Genomic DNA, 16,236 nt, shown 5'->3' with positions numbered 1-16,236 from the left:
ATTATATGTTTGAAACAAGAAGATGTTTGGATAAACAAAATAAAAAGGCATCCCACTATTAACTTGGGATCCCTTTTTTGAGTTTTGAAATCGTTGGAATAGAAAGTGTCCGATGTTCCCGGGTTTGACCGATTAAAAGCAAGCTAAGGGGTGTTGCGTGCACCATATAACAAATGCCGATTGACGCGATGGTTGTAATTAAGAATAAGATGACCGCTTGTAACATGGAATACATTGTCGTCGGAATCATCGGTGCGAACATATGTAGGAAGAACACATGTCCAATATATGCACCGTACGTATATCGACCGATAAAACGCAACGCGGTATATAATCGAGATTTTGTCTGCACAATCGTGATCGATAAACCGTATAACAAGAAAGTTTCTGATGTAACGTATAACACCATCGAAGGTTTTAAATACGTAATCTCTGTTAAATCGATAGAAAAGATACTTTGAGATATAAATAGCTCATAACCAACAACGATAAAAAGCGATAAAAATAAAAATGTGTTAAGTGGAATCGCCTGAATAACAAATTTCCGCCAACTTGGTAGCGTGTATGCTGCCATACCCCCTAAACAAAAATAAAAGAAATAAGCCAAAAACGTGCGATCTACATAATGTATATATGATTCGCTTTGAACGATTGGAGAAATGAACGTAATGAAGCCAATGTAAATAATTGCGCTAACGATAATAAATGATTTCCAATACTTTTTTTGATCAAGCCAACGGAAAAATGGAACAATGATTAAAATCAGTAAATGAAATTGTATAATCATTACGACGTACCATAAATGTGGTGCTGCCTCGCCGAGCACTAGTTGTTTCATTACTTCAGATGCATGCAGATGACTAGAAAATAATGTAAAATAAACAAATGACCATGCGATATATGGAATCATGAGTTCTGTCCATTTATGAGATACGTATCGTCGATAATGAATCGCTTCTTTCTGTTGCGCCATATGAAATCCAACTAAAAACACGAACACAGGGGCAGAAAATTTGACAAAATGGAATAACATCCCCATCATAATCGCTTCCTCAGCATGTGGAGAGCGATAATTCATAATGTATAATAACGCACTTTGAAACACGACAGCTAAAAATGCTAAACTTTTCATAACGGTTAGTTCTGCAGGTGTTTTTTTCATCACTTTTCCTCACCAGCTTCATTTGTCAGTTTGTTCATATACTAGTATAATGCTAATAGTTTCACAAAGTTGGTTCAAGGGATGAACATTTGTTGAAAAAACCATCACAAATTCATGAATGTTAATAATAAATGTTGTGTAAAACGTTTACAAAAAGGAAGGCGAAAAAATAATGCGTTATCATACTCATATTGTTTCATCATTAGCTATTGGTGCTGGAGTTGCAACGTATACTCCCGTATCTTTCACTATTGCTTATGCTGCTGGATTAGCTATAGGGGGGCTGCTTCCTGATATTGATGAGCCAAACTCATACATCGGTCGCCGTTCGCTCGGTGTGGCAAAACAAGTAAAAAAGGCGTTCGGTCATCGCGGATTCACGCACTCACTATTAGCATGGGGAACGATCACCGCCGTTTTATTATTGCAACATTTTTCATCTTTTACACTTGGATTATGTCTTGGTTATGCGTTTCATGTTTTAGCCGATTACTGTTCAAGTCAAGGTGTCCCATTATTATGGCCATTTTCTAAAAAAAGATATCGGTTTATTGTTACATATCGTACATCTAGTTTTTTTGAAACTGTGCTTTTTTACTGTTTTCTCGCCTTGTTCATCTATTTCTTAACGAACGGCGCGATAGAAGAACAAGGTTCATTATTTCTATTCTAATTGATTGATTTTTTAGAATAGATTGACTATTATTATGGTGAGATTAGCGAAAATGGGGGATGAGGATGAAAACAGCAGATTTATGTGATCAATATGGGGAACGTGTACGCGTTTGTTCACTTGCATTTCAAAACTACGGGGGAAAGACATCGTTTTATGGACCTATTACAACAGTAGATGTTTTAGAAGATAATGTACTTGTCCGAGAAGCACTAGAAACGGTACCGGCAGGAAGTGTAGTCGTTGTTGATGGAAAAGGTTCAAAACAATGTGCACTTGTGGGCGATCGTCTTGCGCAAATTGCATGTGACCGTCAATTAGCAGGCATTATTGTACATGGATGTATTCGTGATTCGAAAGAAATAAGCGCGATGCCCATTGGCGTACTTGCACTTGGAACATGCCCACGTAAAAGTAAAAAGGAAGGAAAAGGGACGCGAGATACGATTGTACATTTCGGAGATATGGAGTGGAAGCCAGGTACATACGTATATGTTGATGAAGATGGTGTGATCGTTTCAGACGATCCATTACATGAATAGCAATTTTTTTGGTTATTCTATCGTCTAAAGGGGGAATAGACGATGGATAAAAAACGAACGATTATAGAAGATGGAGTAGCGTTTGCTGAGCAAGAAATCAATCGTTATTTTTACGAGCATCAAGGTGAAGAAGTTGTCCCTTTTTATATTGGCAACAATACACCTGCCATTCGTGTTAGTAAGCAAGAAGAGTGAGTCGGGCGATCAGCCCGACTTTTTTAAAAGGTAAGAAAGTATAAAATCTTACCATTAGGTGGAGCGCTGTCTAGCTACAAGCGCCATCGGTGTGATGCGCTCCGCCCACACTGCGGCGGCGACACATTGAGTTTGCTTCTTTGAAATATCCCATTTGCTTTGTCTGAGCCTCCTCGGTGGGACTCGTGCGCTCTTCGCTGAGCCAAGGATGGCGACATTTCGCCGTTGCCCGCAGGATGCGTGCTTTTTTAGGCGAAATTAGGGCGTTTTGCGCTTTTCTTAATGATCTGTTTTATCGTTTTGGTTTTTATTTTGTTTGCGCCCTTTACTGTTGTCTCCTACACCATCATGTAGTTCCCCGTGCTGTGTCGGTGCGTTTTGATTTTTACTTCCTTTATTCACTTTTTTTGTCATGTTTTTTACTCCTTTCTGTTACAATAGACTTAACATGTTTAGTTTTTCGGAAAGGAGTGGAGTTATGCACACATGGCATAAAGAGGCAGAAAAACAATGGGATGAACGAGCAGAGTGGTGGCATCAAAGCAGCGAAGAGATGTGGGAGAGAGGAAGTCGAAAGACGATTATTCCGTTTGTGACAACATATATGCGGAAGGACGGGTATATTGCGGATATTGGTTGTGGCGATGGATACGGATCATATAAACTGTGTGAACAAGGGTATCGTGTCATTGGATTAGATTTATCAAGTGAAATGATTGAATTGGCGAAAAAACAAAGACCTCATGAACATCTTCATTTTCAACAAGCGGATATTATGAATTTGCCTTTCCCAGATGAGACGTTTGCAGGTGCCATGATCATTAATTGTTTAGAATGGACAGAACAGCCGCTTGCAGCGCTTGAAGAAGTTCGCCGTGTGTTAAAAACAAACGCATATGTATGTGTTGGCATTCTTGGACCAACGGCCGCTCCGCGAGTGAACAGTTATCGCCGTCTATATGGTGAAGCAGTCATTTGCAATACGATGATGCCTTGGGAGTTTGAACAGTTAGCGAAGGAAAATGGGTTCACTCTTATTGCCGAAGAAGGAGTATATAAGCGCGGAGTTGATGGTTCCTTCCTTCAACAGCTCCCAACCGAATTAAAACAAGCTGTTTCGTTTATGTGGTTGTTTATGTTGCAAAAAAAGTGAGGGAAGCTTATTGCCATAAGCCTCCCCCTTTTTCTTTTAGTTTTTTATTGTTAGCAATGTTAATCAATTGTTGCAGCCACTCTACTTCTGTTTCTAAATGCATAATGACCCCTTTTAATACGTATAATTTTGTCACGTATTCATTTTCACGCTTTTGTTCAAATATCGACTTTAACTTTTCAAGCTGTTGTTCTGTTTCTTGTAATCGTTGCTTTAATACTGCACTTACTTTTTCCACATCAGCATATGCAGCAAACGACAGTCCTGCATAAATAGAGCGATGAATATGTTCTTGTTTTTGTAACTGTTCTAGTAATAGTTGTTCAAAATGTTGCTTTCCTTTTTCAGTAATGCAGTAAATTGTTTTATCCGGACGATTCGTATCACGTACAACATCGACTACTTCTACGTATCCTTGTTTCTCGAGTTGCTCGAAAGCGTAATAAAGCGATCCGGCTGCTAGTTTGATGTAATGCTTCATATGACGTTCATTGACAATTTGTTGAATTTCATACGGATGTTTTTCTCCTTCCATCAACAAACCGAGAATGACGAGTTTCACGCTCATTTTATTTCCCTGCTTCTACACGTTTTTGTATTTCAAGTTTTTCATTCCCCATAAAGAAAATGAATAGAAAAGAAAGGGCAATCGGTATTAATGCAAGCGAAAACGCATAAGTAATCGATGATGCTAGCGCATCGACAATTTTTTGTAAAATGGGCGCCGGAATTTGAGCTCGTGTTCCCGCTTCAAACAGTGCGCGAGGGTCAAACGCATGTGTCGATGGCATCGAATGAAAAGCTTCTTTTAAGTTGTTAGTTAATGTATTTGTTTGAATAGTACCGAAAATTGTAATACCGAGTGTCATACCAAGCGAGCGAAAAAACGAATTGGTTGAATTTGCTGTGCCGCGGAAACGTGGCTCTAAATTGTGCATCGATGCTGTCGGTAACAAAGAGAAAGAGAACCCTACACCAAATCCAGAAATTGCCATATATATAGTTAACCATATGCGCGATGTTTCTGGTGTCATAAGACTAAGTAAGAGCATACCTGTAAAATAAGCGATTACAGAAATAAACATAATATTTCGATACGACGTTTTCGTTTGTGAAACACCAGCAAACGAACTGCCTGCGACAGACCCGAGCATCATTGGCATTAAGATGAGTCCGGCATTTTTCGCTGTACCGCCATATACAGCTTGTACAAAGACAGGAATAAAAACAGTTAAAATAACAAATGTGGCACCGTATAAAAAAGCGAGCAACTGTGCGACAGCAAACGTTCGCCGTTTAAAAAGTGAAAATGAGATAATGGGCTCCTTTGCTTTCGTTTCTACATACAAAAATGCTACTAAAAAAACAGCGCTAATTGTAAATAATGATATGATCGTGATCGAATCCCAATCATATTTTTTTCCGCCTAATTCAAGAGCAAACATTAGGCTAACGACTGTGACGACAAGGGTGATTGCCCCAAGCCAATCGATCGATTGTTTTGAATGTGGCGTTGTTTCTTTGTAATAACGAACAATAAAGAAAATAGACAACAAGCCGATTGGTACATTGACATAAAAAACCCAATGCCAGCTTAAATAATCGGTAATATAAGCACCGAGCAACGGACCAAGCACACTTGACATCCCAAAGACTGCACCGAGCAATCCAGTCATTTTCCCTCGTTTTTCTGGTGGAAACACGTCAAATACAATTGTAAATGCAATGGGCATCAATGCTCCGCCACCAATCCCTTGAATCGCACGAAAAATACTAAGTTGTACAATGCTTTGCGCCAAACCACAGAGTGCTGAGCCGATTAAAAAAACGATTAGTCCGAATAAAAAAAACCGCTTTCGCCCATACATATCTGATAATTTACCAAATATAGGCATACCAGCCATGACAGTAACCATGTAGGCGGATGTGACCCAAACAAATTGATCTACTCCACCTAAATCAGCAACGATCGTCCCAATTGCAGTTGCAACAATCGTATTATCCATTGCTGCCATTAAAATGGCCAATAGTAGCCCAGCGATAATAAACGATAAATGGCGTTGTTCACTTTCCATTTTGTTACCCCTTTCTGTATGAAGAATATACAAGTTATTATATTCAAATTTGAGTAATATAACAACAAAAATCCTCGCTGTGTGGCGAGGAATTATTCCCATACATATGGCGTTTCTTGATAAACGTAGTAATTGAGCCAATTTACAAACAACAAGTTAGCGTGCGATCGCCATATGTTACGTGGTTGCTCATTTGGATCGTCATGTGGAAAATAATATTTTGGAATTTGAATGTCTAAGCCTTTGGCTACATCACGTTCGTATTCTTCCTTTAGTGTCGTGGCATCATACTCTGGATGCCCTGTTAAAAACACCTGCTTTCCATCGTTTGAAATGACAAGGCAGACGCCTGCTTCTTCGGACGAAGATAAAATCGTTAGCTCTGAAACAGCTTCAATGTGCTCACGTTTTACATCTGTATGGCGCGAGTGTGGAATTTTATGAATATCATCAAATCCACGGGTGAGTTTAACGTGCTTTTGTTCTAACATATGATCAAATACACCGAAACATTTTTGTGGTAAGTCGTATTTTGGAATCCCATAATGATAGTACATCCCTGCTTGTGCACCCCAACAAATATGTAACGTGGATGTGACATTTTTCTTTGTCCATTCCATAATTTCAGTTAACTCATTCCAGTAATCAACTTGTTCAAACGGTAAATGTTCAACGGGTGCCCCGGTAATAATCATGCCGTCGTATTTTCGATGTTGAACATGTTGGAATGTCGTGTAAAATTGATCGAGATGATATTTTGATGTTGTTTTTGCCTCATGTGTTTCTGGTCGTAAGAACGTTACATTCACTTGCAACGGTGAATTACCAAGTAAACGTAACAATTGTGTTTCTGCTTTTTCTTTTTGTGGCATTAAGTTTAAAATGATAATGTTTAATGGTCGAATGTCCTGGGAATAGGCGCGATCTTCATCCATAACGAAAATATTTTCTTGTTCTAGTATTTCTTTTGCTGGGAGATCACGTGGAATATTAATTGGCAATGTTCTCAACCTCCTACATCATATAAATACATTCATTATAAAAATTTTTAGAAAATTGTTCAATGTTTTTTATTTTATTGATTTTTCTATTTACATTGTTGTATTCTTGTAAAAGCAATAATGATTTGGAGGGATGTACGTATGTTTATGTCATATGAAGAATATATGCGTCAAGTAGTACAACCGATGCGCGACGAATTAGTCAACGGTGGATTTAAGGAATTGCGTACGAGTGAAGAAGTGGAACAGTTTATGGAACAAGTGGAAGGAACGACTTTTGTTGTCATTAATTCTGTTTGTGGTTGTGCAGCAGGGCTTGCACGTCCAGCGGCTATTCAAGCGGTACAAATGAGCGAAAAAAAACCGAATCATCTCGTTACTGTTTTTGCAGGACAAGATCGGGAAGCGACAGCTAAAATGCGTGAATATTTTGTCGGTATTGAACCTTCTTCTCCGTCGATGGCATTATTGAAGGGAAAAGAAGTTGTTCATTTTATTCCACGCCACGATATCGAAGCGAATTCACTTGAAAATATTATGCAAAATATTATGCAAGCTTTTGAAAAACATTGCTAAGGGTGTCCTGCAGACATCCTTTTTCTTTTGAGGTGAACATATGATTGTGACTACTGCAGGTAGAACCAACGAGCAAATAATTGAGAAAGCGAAACAAATTGCGTTAGAATTACACACTTTATATATTCCGCGTCGAAAACGTTCCATTACAGCTATTCAACAACATACGGCTCAGCCTATTCTTGTTGTTGGGAAAGAAAGGTTAGAGGTTCATTTTCCGTACGGACACGAACCATTATTTTTTCATCCTAATTCTGCTTCTTTTCGCGCGAAGCGCATTTTAAAAGGGGAAAGTGAACCGTTTTTACAAGCAACGAAGTTACAAAAAGGGATGACGTTTTTAGATTGTACGCTTGGATTGGCAGCGGATAGCATTATTGCTAGCTTAGTTGTCGGTGAGGAGGGGAAAGTGGTAGGAGTTGAGGGAAGCGTATATATTGCTTACTTAACAAAACAAGGGTTGCGTCATTGGGATAGCGATGTAGTTGAACTTAATGAAGCGATGCGACGCATTCATGTGCATCATGCCGATTTTCGTTCATTTTTAGCGCAATGTGATGATCAGTCGTATGACGTCGTTTATTTCGATCCGATGTTTGAAGTAACAATTGAGGAAGCGGATGGGGTCAAGGGATTAAAACAAGCTGCGCTATATACGGATCTAACGGTAGAAGTGATTGAACAAGCAAAGCGGGTGGCACGTCAACGAATCGTATTAAAAGATCATTGGCAAAGTTCAAGATTTTATCAATTTGGTTTCTCAGTCTATCGAAGAAAAACAGCAAAATTTCATTTTGGAACGATTGAACTTTCATGAAAGGTGCAAAATAAGACGGTAGGAGGTGAATAAAGTGGGGAAACGAAAAAAAGATGCTTCAAAAACAGAATTGAGTTCTCCGAAAGTAAAAGGACAAGGAACCACTGAGCGGGAAACGGGAAATATAGAAATCGATTCAAGTCGTAAAAAAACAAAGCGGATGTAAACTACCACATTATTGTGGTAGTTTTTTTGTAAAAAAAGAAATTCAACTACTTTTCTAACAATTATATTCATTTTTTCTTTACAATTTCAAAAAAAACATTTACAATTGAAACGGTCCTCTCCTTTAACCTTTTTCCCGTACAAAGTTGAACCGTTTTATAGCAAAAGACGCAGAACTTGATGGAGGTGTGGATATGTCGATGACAAAGAAAATTTTACTCGGAATGTTTGCAGGAATTATCGTAGGTCTTATTTTCAACTTAGCCCTTCCGACAGAATGGTTTGACCTCGCAAAAACGTACGTGCTCAATCCACTTGGCACAATATTTATTAACTTAATCAAACTGCTTGTTGTTCCAATTGTACTTGTGTCGCTTATTTTAGGGGCAGCTGGTGTCGGTGATCCAAAAAAACTTGGTCGTATCGGTATGAAAACCATTGCATTCTTCTTAATTACTACTTCTTTGGCACTTATCATTGCTTTGACGTTAGGATCTGTGATTCGTCCGGGAGAAGGAAATTTTAATTTAGAAGGGGCAACGTTTGAAAAGAAGGAAGCTCCACCAGTTGTAGATACATTATTAAACATTATTCCAACTAACCCATTTCAAGCAATGGTAGAAGGGAATATGCTTCAAGTAATTGTCTTTGCAGTGCTTGTGGGAATGGCAATTGCTCGTCTAGGTGATCGGGTAAAACAAGTACGAGTATTCGTAGAGCAAGCCAATGATGTTCTCATGTACTTAGTCGAATGGGTGATGAAGTTCGCTCCATACGGTGCTTTTGCATTGATTGCTATCGCCATTGGAGGACAAGGATTCGACGCGATCGCAGCGATGGGGAAATATATGTTTGCTGTATTGTTAGCATTATTTGTTCATTTCTTCGTTGTGTATGGTGTAGCTGTATGGACACTTGGAAAAATGAACCCTATCGCGTTTATTAAAGGGTTTTCCCCAGCGATGGCTGTTGCATTTAGTACATCGAGTAGTAATGCTACATTGCCAGTATCTATGGAAACAGCACAAAAAAATTTAAACGTTCCAAAAAGCATTAGCGGTTTTGTGCAACCACTTGGGGCAACCATCAATATGGACGGAACAGCCATTATGCAAGGTGTTGCAACGATGTTTATCGCGCAAGTGTATGGTGTTGATTTGACATTTAGTGATCTTTTGACAGTCATTTTAACGGCAACACTCGCGAGTATTGGTACAGCAGGCGTTCCAGGTGTTGGTTTAATTATGCTTTCTATGGTATTGACATCCGTTGGTCTACCAGTTGAAGCTATTGCTCTTATTTTAGGAGTTGACCGTTTGCTTGATATGACGAGAACGGTCGTAAATATTACAGGCGATGCTGCATGCGCAGTCATTATAGCTAAATCAGAAGAAAAATATGAAAAGGCGAGCTAAACGAGGGGGCATACCCCTCGTTTATTGTTTATAGTAAATAAGATGAGAAAAACAACGACAGTCGGATGAGCCAAATTTTTTTGCGACCCATTGCCCTCTGTATTGTTCAAAAAGTTGCTGTACACGTTTACATTCACTAAGTTCAGAGGAATATGTTTGGACATGTGTAATTTCACTGTATGGACGAATGTAATCAATATGCCAATGCTTGCGTTTTTCTACTTGGAGATGGCGTTGAATACGTGATTGTATGTTTCTTTTCGCGCTCCCTACATAAATATAATTTCCGCTTGGAAATACAATCGTCCCTAATTTTCCTACTTGTACAGTTGTATGGCTATGCAATGTAAAGAAAATAGCGTATACTGTATGTTGATTGTTAAACATTTCTCACACCCCTCAAAAATTTGTCATTGAAAAATGAAGATATTAGCAATAAAATAAAAAAGAAGCGTATGTATGAAAAAAGGAGATGACGTTATGCTTTCAAATATTGGAGTACCTGGCTTAATTTTAATTCTTGTCATCGCTCTTGTCATTTTTGGACCGAAAAAATTACCCGAAATCGGACGAGCTTTTGGTGAAACATTACGTGAGTTTAAAAAATCAACAAAAGGATTGCGCGATGAAGTATTAGAAGAGCTTGATGAAAATAAAAAATAAAGAAACAAGTCAATCATAAGGCGGCAACGATGTGTTGCCGTTTTTAACATGGAAAAAGGTTGGTGTTTGCGCCCGTGGAAGAAAAGAAAAGATACGAAGATGAAGAGATGACGTTGGTTGAACATTTAGAAGAGTTACGTAAACGCATTTTTACTGTTGTTGGAGCACTAATTTTATTTTTTATTGTAGGTTTTATCTTTGTTCAAGATTTATATCGTTGGCTGATTTCTGATTTAGATGTCAAGCTAACGATTTTAGGTCCTACTGATATTTTATGGGTTTATGTCGTACTAGCTGGCGTCTTTGCGATTACAATGACGATTCCGGTATTTGTTTGGCAAGTATGGATGTTTGTTAAGCCTGCTCTTACACCAAAGGAGCGAAAAATAACATTATCGTATATTCCAGCGACGTTTTTATTATTTGTGCTCGGTTTATGTTTTGGCTACTTTGTTGTATTGCCTATGGTGTTTCACTTTTTAATGAGTCTCGGCGAAGATTTGTTCGCAACGATGTTTACGACAGAAAAGTATTTTCGATTTATTTTAAACATGACGATTCCTTTCGCTGTATTGTTTGAATTACCAATCATCGTTATGTTTTTGACAAGTATTGGTTTAATTAATCCATATGCGCTACAAAAAGTAAGAAAATACGCGTATTTTATATTAGTTATTATCGCGGTAACGATCACGCCACCGGATTTTATTTCTGACTTTCTAGTAACTATTCCATTGCTTTTGTTATATGAAGTAAGTATATCGATCTCAAAATTTGTGTATAAACGAAAAGAAAAACAGGCAGGACAGGAAGCGTCTTCAGAATAGAAGGCGCTTTTTTCTTTCTGTATTTATTATAATAAAAACTATTTTCATGTTGTTAATATATTTAAGAACATTTTGTTACAATTATCCCTTAAAAATAACATAAAGGGAAATAATGATATATAATCAATTGTAAACGTTATCAAGTAAAGGGGAGGAGTTATGTGAAAAGAAAAACTATTTTAGAAGAAGTGCTTGATCGCGGCTTTACGAGACGCGATTTTTTAAAGATGTGTACGGCGCTTGCAGCAACTATGGGGCTAGATTTTTCGCAAACAGACCAAGTGGTTGCAGCGATGGAAAAGAACCAAAGAGTTCCAGTGATTTGGCTACAGTTCCAAGACTGTACAGGTTGTTCTGAATCATTTATTCGTTCTACGCATCCAAAAGTAGAAAGTGTGCTTTTAAACATGATTTCTCTCGAATATTCAGAAGCACTTTCTGCTGCTTCGGGGCATCAAATCGAAGCCGCACTTGAGCATGTTTTGGAACATTATCCTGGAGAATACATACTTGCGGTGGAAGGAAGTTTGCCAACAGATGATGCATTTTTAACGGTTGGTGGTGTATCTGCAAAGGAAACGTTTCTTCGTGCTGCTAAAGGAGCAAAAGCAATTATCGCATATGGAAGCTGTTCGTCGTGGGGCGGAATTCCTGCCGCATATCCGAACCCAACAAAAGCAAAACCGATTACACATTTTGTAAAAGATAAACCAGTCATATTAGTTCCAGGATGTCCACCAATTGCAGAAGTTATGACGGGTGTCATTGCACATATCATTACGTTTGGAAAACTTCCAGAGCTTGATCATCTTGGAAGACCAAAAGCGTTTTATCGTCATCGTATTCACGATAAATGTAATCGTCGGGCATATTTTGACGCAGGACTATTTGCGGAATCGTTTGATGATGAAGGAGCGCGACAAGGATATTGTTTATATAAAGTAGGATGTAAAGGACCAACAACATATAACTCTTGCGCAGAAATGCGCTGGAACGGGGGAGTTAGCTACCCAATTCAATCTGGGAACCCATGTATTGGTTGCTCTGAAAAAGGTTTTTGGGATAACGGTCCTTTCTTTGTTCGTCGTGCTAAAATTCCTGCATCCCAAACGACGATTAATCCAGAAACCGTCGGAGCGATTGCAGTTGGTGTGACGGCTGCAGGTGTTGCTGCTCACGCTATGGTCACGGCAATGAAGAAAAAAGATGAACATCATGATTGAGGTGAATAAAGATGACAGAACGTATTGTTGTCGATCCAGTAACACGAATTGAAGGACATTTACGTATAGAAGTAGACGTTGATGAAAGTGGCGTCATTCAAGAGGCATTCAGTTCCGGTACAGCAGTTCGTGGCATTGAGTTAATTGTGCGTGATCGCGATCCACGAGATGTTTGGGCATATGTGCAACGTATTTGTGGCGTTTGTACAACAACCCATGCTCTAGCTTCTATCCGTTCCGTTGAAGATGCGCTCGATATTAAAATTCCAAGAAACGCACATCTCATTCGTGACATTATGAACGCAGCGGTCTTTTTACATGACCATGTTGTTCACTTTTATCATTTACATGCCTTTGACTGGGTAGATGTATTAAGCTCCCTGAAAGCAGATCCAAACGAAACGAGCCGCATTGCTCAGTCGCTTTCTAGTTGGCCGAAATCGTCTCCAGGTTATTTTAAAGACATCCAAGCGAAAGTACAAAAAGTTGTGGATAGTGGTCAGCTTGGTATTTTTGCCAACGGATATTGGGGACATAAGGCATATAAATTACCACCTGAAGTAAATTTACTTGCTGTTGCTCACTATTTAGAAGCGCTTGATTGGCAAAAAGAAATTGTGAAAATCCATACAATTTTCGGAGGAAAAAACCCACACCCTCACTATGTTGTTGGTGGGATGGCTACCCCAATTGATATTAATAGCGATAACGCCATTCATGCAGAACGTTTGATGCATGTCTCGCAAATTATTGATCAAGCAGTAGAATTTGTAAATAACGTTTACATTCCAGACTTACTAGCGATTGGCTCGTTTTATAAAGATTGGACGTATGGTGGTGGCTTAAATAACTATTTATGTTATGGTGATTTTTCAACAGGTGATATTCGCGATGTCCATTTATATCGTTTCCCACGTGGTGTCATTTTAAATGGAAACTTAAATGAAGTACTTGATGTTGATCCAAAAGATCCAGAACAAGTAAAAGAGTTTATTGATCATTCATGGTATACGTATGATGGAAAAGAAGGTGGAGTTGGTAAACATCCATGGGAAGGCGAAACTTCGCTTCGTTATACAGGACCGAAACCACCATTTAAAACATTAAATACGGAGGAAAAATACAGTTGGTTAAAATCTCCGAGATGGAAAGAGCATCCGATGGAAACAGGGCCACTTGCACGTATGCTTGTTGGTTATGCATTAAAGAAAGATGAGTTTGTCGGATTAATAGATGATACGTTGAAAAAATTAAATTGGCCACTTGAAGCAATGCGTTCAGCACTCGGGCGCACAGTAGCACGTGGACTTGAGTCTATCCTCGTTGCGAAATGGATGCGTGACGATATGGATGCGTTACTTGCGAATATTGGCAATGGAAACCAAATTACATTTGATCGAACAAAATGGGAACCAAGCACATGGCCAAAACACGCAAAAGGAGTAGGATGGATGGAAGCGCCACGCGGAGCGTTAGGCCATTGGATTGAAATTGAAAATGGGAAAACGAAAAACTATCAAGCTGTTGTTCCGACAACGTGGAACGCCTCACCGCGTGACCATAAAGGGCAAATTGGTGCATATGAAGCATCTTTAAAAGGAACACCGTTGCTTGACAAAGAAAAACCATTGGAAATTTTACGCATTGTCCATTCGTTCGATCCATGTTTAGCATGTGCGGTTCATTTAACAGACCTTGAATCAAAACAGACGACTCATATTCGTATTGGGTAGGAGGGGAGTGTATGTCAATCCCAACAAATCCAAAAATTGAGCAAAAACAAACACAAGTAGTTTGGAAACGGTCACGAAAAGCGAAAAACATTGAGCTAAACGATGAAATGGTGAAAGTGTACGTATGGGAATTACCTGTTCGTATTTTTCATTGGATCAATGCTTTTTCCATTATAGTTTTAATGATTACGGGCGTGTTTATCGGCCGCCCGTTTGTTTCCGCATCTATTCAAGAAGAAGCGTATTACTCGTTTTTAATGGGGTGGGCGCGCTATATTCACTTTTTTGTTGCTTTTCTTTTTACTATTAATTTAGCTGTTCGTTGGTATTGGGTATACAAAGGAAATGAACATGCGACATCGAATCCGTTTCGCTTTTCTTTTTGGAAAGAAGCATTCGAAACGATCAAATACTACTTATTTATGAAAAACAATAAAAAACATTATATCGGACATAATCCGCTTGCTCAATTGAGTTATTGGATTTTTATCGGGCTTGGATCCATCATTATGATGTTTACAGGTTATTACTTATTATTCGAGCCACAGCCGGAGTCGATTTATGGAAAAATGTTTATGTGGGTGGCTCATTTATTTGGTGGTGATAGCTACTCCGTTCGTTCATGGCATCACCTTGTTGCATGGGGATTTATAATTTTTACTGTCGTACATGTGTATATGGCGTTTCGAGAAGACTATTTACAACGAAATGGAACGATGTCGTCGATTTTTACCGGCTATAAAATAGAGCGAAAAAAAGAAGCATTAGGTGAACATGATGAAAAATAAAAAAATAACCGTTCTCGGAATTGGAAATTTACTTTATTCCGATGAAGGAGTGGGTATTCATATTTTGCCTTTATTAGAAGAAAAATTGGCGAAATACGATGATGTAGAAGTGATTGAAGGATCAACGGATGGGATGAGGTTACTTGGAACGATCGAAGAGACAGAGTATTTAGCAATAGTCGATGCTGTCAATGCAGGAAAAGAAGCAGGAACGATCATTACATTAGTGGACGACGAAATTCCAGCGTATTTTGGAATTAAAATGTCTATTCATCAACTTGGTTTTCAGGAAGTATTGTCAGCGGCGAAATTACGTCAAACATACCCAAAGCAAATGGTTTTGTTCGGAATACAACCAGCTTCTTTATCTCTCGGATTAGAACTATCACCGATCGTCCAAGCGCAACTGCCGCATGTTGTTAAACAAGTCGTTCATCAAGTAGAGAAGTGGTGTCATACAACATGAATCGCTCACAATTTTTAAAGATGATGCGTAATAGTTTCATTGAAACGTTGAAAGAAGCTTCCGCCCCATTATTAGAGGAAGAGGTGGAAAAAGTGAAGAAATTATTTTTCGATCATCGCACGTGGCATACGATTGGCACGTGCGATGATGTATGTGATGTCGAAATGAAAACAGTTGGTCATATCCCGATTGTTGTTTATAAACATGATGAGACATTACATGTAAGAAAAGCCATTTGTTCACATTGTCACGTGATGCCTCATTACATTCAGCAAGATCATCGTTTTATTTGTTTATACTGTGATCGTGAATGGCACATATTTTCACAACATGGCACATTGCATATGCCACTTCTTCCAACGAAAAAAGAGGGAAATGTATGGTATGTGCAAATAGAAAGGGATTCGTATGCATGAGATGGCGTTAATGGGAGAAATCGTTCAGCTAGTTGAACAAGATGCTCAAAAGAAAAAAGTGAAATGTGTGAAAAAAGTAGAGTTGGTTGTTGGTACGTTAAGCAATGCGCTTCCAGATGCATTACGGTTTGCTTTTGATGTGTATAAAATACAAGAAGATAATTGTTTAACGACCGATGCTGAATTAATCATTCATATGGAAAAAGCAAAAGCCATTTGTACCATTTGTGGAAAAGAGTATGAACCAGTTACAAAAATTTCTCAGTGTCCAACATGTTTGCTTCCAAGTGGAAAAATGGTAGCTGGAGAAACATTTCGTATTTTGGCATATGAAGGGGGTTAATAA

The 16,236-nt window shown here is 38.6% G+C and carries 22 protein-coding genes; 16 read left to right on the top strand and 6 right to left on the bottom strand.

The features are described from left to right. Positions 1-58: 58 nt before the first annotated feature. Entirely contained in the window at positions 59-1,165 is a 1,107-nt protein-coding gene (locus HNQ82_RS08110) for an acyltransferase family protein (protein ID WP_183248717.1), read from the bottom strand. Between the two features lie 169 nt (positions 1,166-1,334). Between HNQ82_RS08110 and HNQ82_RS08105 the strand changes: the two genes are divergently transcribed. The 3 genes from HNQ82_RS08105 to HNQ82_RS08095 all read left to right on the top strand — a co-directional run bounded on the left by HNQ82_RS08105 (position 1,335) and on the right by HNQ82_RS08095 (position 2,572). Beyond that, complete coding sequence (locus HNQ82_RS08105) at positions 1,335-1,835, top strand: metal-dependent hydrolase (RefSeq protein WP_183248715.1); 501 nt, start codon at positions 1,335-1,337, stop codon at positions 1,833-1,835. A gap of 65 nt (positions 1,836-1,900) precedes the next feature. Then, a complete protein-coding gene (gene rraA, locus HNQ82_RS08100) occupies positions 1,901-2,377 on the top strand; it encodes a ribonuclease E activity regulator RraA (RefSeq protein WP_183248713.1) in 477 nt (158 codons plus the stop codon). A gap of 42 nt (positions 2,378-2,419) precedes the next feature. Continuing rightward, positions 2,420-2,572, top strand: coding sequence for a hypothetical protein (locus HNQ82_RS08095; protein ID WP_183248712.1), 153 nt, complete (start codon positions 2,420-2,422; stop codon positions 2,570-2,572). A 279-nt stretch (positions 2,573-2,851) separates the two neighbouring features. On the opposite strand, the gene HNQ82_RS14685 is transcribed toward HNQ82_RS08095, so the two are convergent. Further along, positions 2,852-2,986 (bottom strand): hypothetical protein, encoded by a 135-nt coding sequence (locus tag HNQ82_RS14685; RefSeq protein ID WP_280790530.1) that lies wholly within the window; start codon positions 2,984-2,986, stop codon positions 2,852-2,854. Positions 2,987-3,050: 64 nt separating this feature from the next. Here HNQ82_RS14685 and HNQ82_RS08090 point away from each other — a divergent pair, with 64 nt between their 5' ends. Then, positions 3,051-3,725, top strand: a complete 675-nt coding sequence (locus HNQ82_RS08090) for a class I SAM-dependent methyltransferase (protein WP_183248711.1) — start codon at positions 3,051-3,053, stop codon at positions 3,723-3,725. A gap of 7 nt (positions 3,726-3,732) precedes the next feature. On the opposite strand, the gene HNQ82_RS08085 is transcribed toward HNQ82_RS08090, so the two are convergent. From HNQ82_RS08085 to metA, 3 genes are all read right to left on the bottom strand, one after another. Continuing rightward, complete coding sequence (locus tag HNQ82_RS08085; RefSeq protein ID WP_183248710.1) at positions 3,733-4,293, bottom strand: PadR family transcriptional regulator; 561 nt, start codon at positions 4,291-4,293, stop codon at positions 3,733-3,735. Position 4,294: 1 nt separating this feature from the next. Then, complete coding sequence (locus tag HNQ82_RS08080; RefSeq protein WP_183248709.1) at positions 4,295-5,800, bottom strand: MDR family MFS transporter; 1,506 nt, start codon at positions 5,798-5,800, stop codon at positions 4,295-4,297. A 92-nt stretch (positions 5,801-5,892) separates the two neighbouring features. After that, the gene (metA, locus tag HNQ82_RS08075; protein ID WP_183248708.1) at positions 5,893-6,801 is read right to left on the bottom strand and encodes a homoserine O-acetyltransferase MetA; all 909 of its coding nucleotides are present in this window, start codon (positions 6,799-6,801) and stop codon (positions 5,893-5,895) included. Positions 6,802-6,942: 141 nt separating this feature from the next. Between metA and HNQ82_RS08070 the strand changes: the two genes are divergently transcribed. From HNQ82_RS08070 to HNQ82_RS08055, 4 genes are all read left to right on the top strand, one after another. Then, positions 6,943-7,377 (top strand): BrxA/BrxB family bacilliredoxin, encoded by a 435-nt coding sequence (locus HNQ82_RS08070; RefSeq protein WP_183248706.1) that lies wholly within the window; start codon positions 6,943-6,945, stop codon positions 7,375-7,377. Positions 7,378-7,417: 40 nt separating this feature from the next. Further along, on the top strand, positions 7,418-8,194 hold the full coding sequence (locus tag HNQ82_RS08065) for a class I SAM-dependent methyltransferase (protein ID WP_183248704.1): 777 nt from the start codon (positions 7,418-7,420) through the stop codon (positions 8,192-8,194). 34 nt (positions 8,195-8,228) lie between these two features. Further along, positions 8,229-8,360: a YuzL family protein gene (locus HNQ82_RS08060; RefSeq protein ID WP_080730222.1), complete on the top strand. Its 132-nt coding sequence runs from the start codon at positions 8,229-8,231 to the stop codon at positions 8,358-8,360. 193 nt (positions 8,361-8,553) lie between these two features. Beyond that, entirely contained in the window at positions 8,554-9,774 is a 1,221-nt protein-coding gene (locus HNQ82_RS08055) for a dicarboxylate/amino acid:cation symporter (RefSeq protein ID WP_183248702.1), read from the top strand. 21 nt (positions 9,775-9,795) lie between these two features. Here the strand turns inward: HNQ82_RS08055 and HNQ82_RS08050 are convergent, their stop codons facing one another. After that, positions 9,796-10,161 carry a GIY-YIG nuclease family protein gene (locus HNQ82_RS08050; protein WP_183248700.1) on the bottom strand — a complete coding sequence of 122 codons (366 nt, stop codon included), beginning with the start codon at positions 10,159-10,161 and terminating at the stop codon, positions 9,796-9,798. Positions 10,162-10,254: 93 nt separating this feature from the next. Here HNQ82_RS08050 and HNQ82_RS08045 point away from each other — a divergent pair, with 93 nt between their 5' ends. From HNQ82_RS08045 to HNQ82_RS08010, 8 genes are all read left to right on the top strand, one after another. Further along, complete coding sequence (locus tag HNQ82_RS08045) at positions 10,255-10,437, top strand: twin-arginine translocase TatA/TatE family subunit (protein ID WP_012575061.1); 183 nt, start codon at positions 10,255-10,257, stop codon at positions 10,435-10,437. A gap of 107 nt (positions 10,438-10,544) precedes the next feature. Further along, positions 10,545-11,264 carry a twin-arginine translocase subunit TatC gene (tatC, locus tag HNQ82_RS08040; RefSeq protein WP_183248892.1) on the top strand — a complete coding sequence of 240 codons (720 nt, stop codon included), beginning with the start codon at positions 10,545-10,547 and terminating at the stop codon, positions 11,262-11,264. Positions 11,265-11,425: 161 nt separating this feature from the next. Further along, positions 11,426-12,487 (top strand): hydrogenase small subunit, encoded by a 1,062-nt coding sequence (locus HNQ82_RS08035; protein ID WP_183248699.1) that lies wholly within the window; start codon positions 11,426-11,428, stop codon positions 12,485-12,487. An 11-nt stretch (positions 12,488-12,498) separates the two neighbouring features. Then, positions 12,499-14,220, top strand: coding sequence for a nickel-dependent hydrogenase large subunit (locus HNQ82_RS08030; protein ID WP_183248698.1), 1,722 nt, complete (start codon positions 12,499-12,501; stop codon positions 14,218-14,220). 11 nt (positions 14,221-14,231) lie between these two features. After that, a complete protein-coding gene (gene cybH / locus HNQ82_RS08025) occupies positions 14,232-15,008 on the top strand; it encodes a Ni/Fe-hydrogenase, b-type cytochrome subunit (protein ID WP_183248697.1) in 777 nt (258 codons plus the stop codon). Further along, complete coding sequence (locus HNQ82_RS08020) at positions 14,998-15,474, top strand: HyaD/HybD family hydrogenase maturation endopeptidase (RefSeq protein ID WP_183248696.1); 477 nt, start codon at positions 14,998-15,000, stop codon at positions 15,472-15,474. Before cybH ends, HNQ82_RS08020 begins: the two co-directional genes overlap by 11 nt. Further along, positions 15,471-15,890 carry a 2Fe-2S ferredoxin gene (locus HNQ82_RS08015; protein WP_183248695.1) on the top strand — a complete coding sequence of 140 codons (420 nt, stop codon included), beginning with the start codon at positions 15,471-15,473 and terminating at the stop codon, positions 15,888-15,890. Before HNQ82_RS08020 ends, HNQ82_RS08015 begins: the two co-directional genes overlap by 4 nt. Further along, the gene (locus HNQ82_RS08010; RefSeq protein ID WP_183248693.1) at positions 15,883-16,233 is read left to right on the top strand and encodes a hydrogenase maturation nickel metallochaperone HypA/HybF; all 351 of its coding nucleotides are present in this window, start codon (positions 15,883-15,885) and stop codon (positions 16,231-16,233) included. Before HNQ82_RS08015 ends, HNQ82_RS08010 begins: the two co-directional genes overlap by 8 nt. Positions 16,234-16,236 lie beyond the last annotated feature (3 nt).

The organism is Anoxybacillus tengchongensis (assembly GCF_014201585.1).
Classification (GTDB): Bacteria; Bacillota; Bacilli; order Bacillales; family Anoxybacillaceae; genus Anoxybacillus; species Anoxybacillus tengchongensis.
This window is presented reverse-complemented; position numbering and strand designations above follow the sequence as displayed.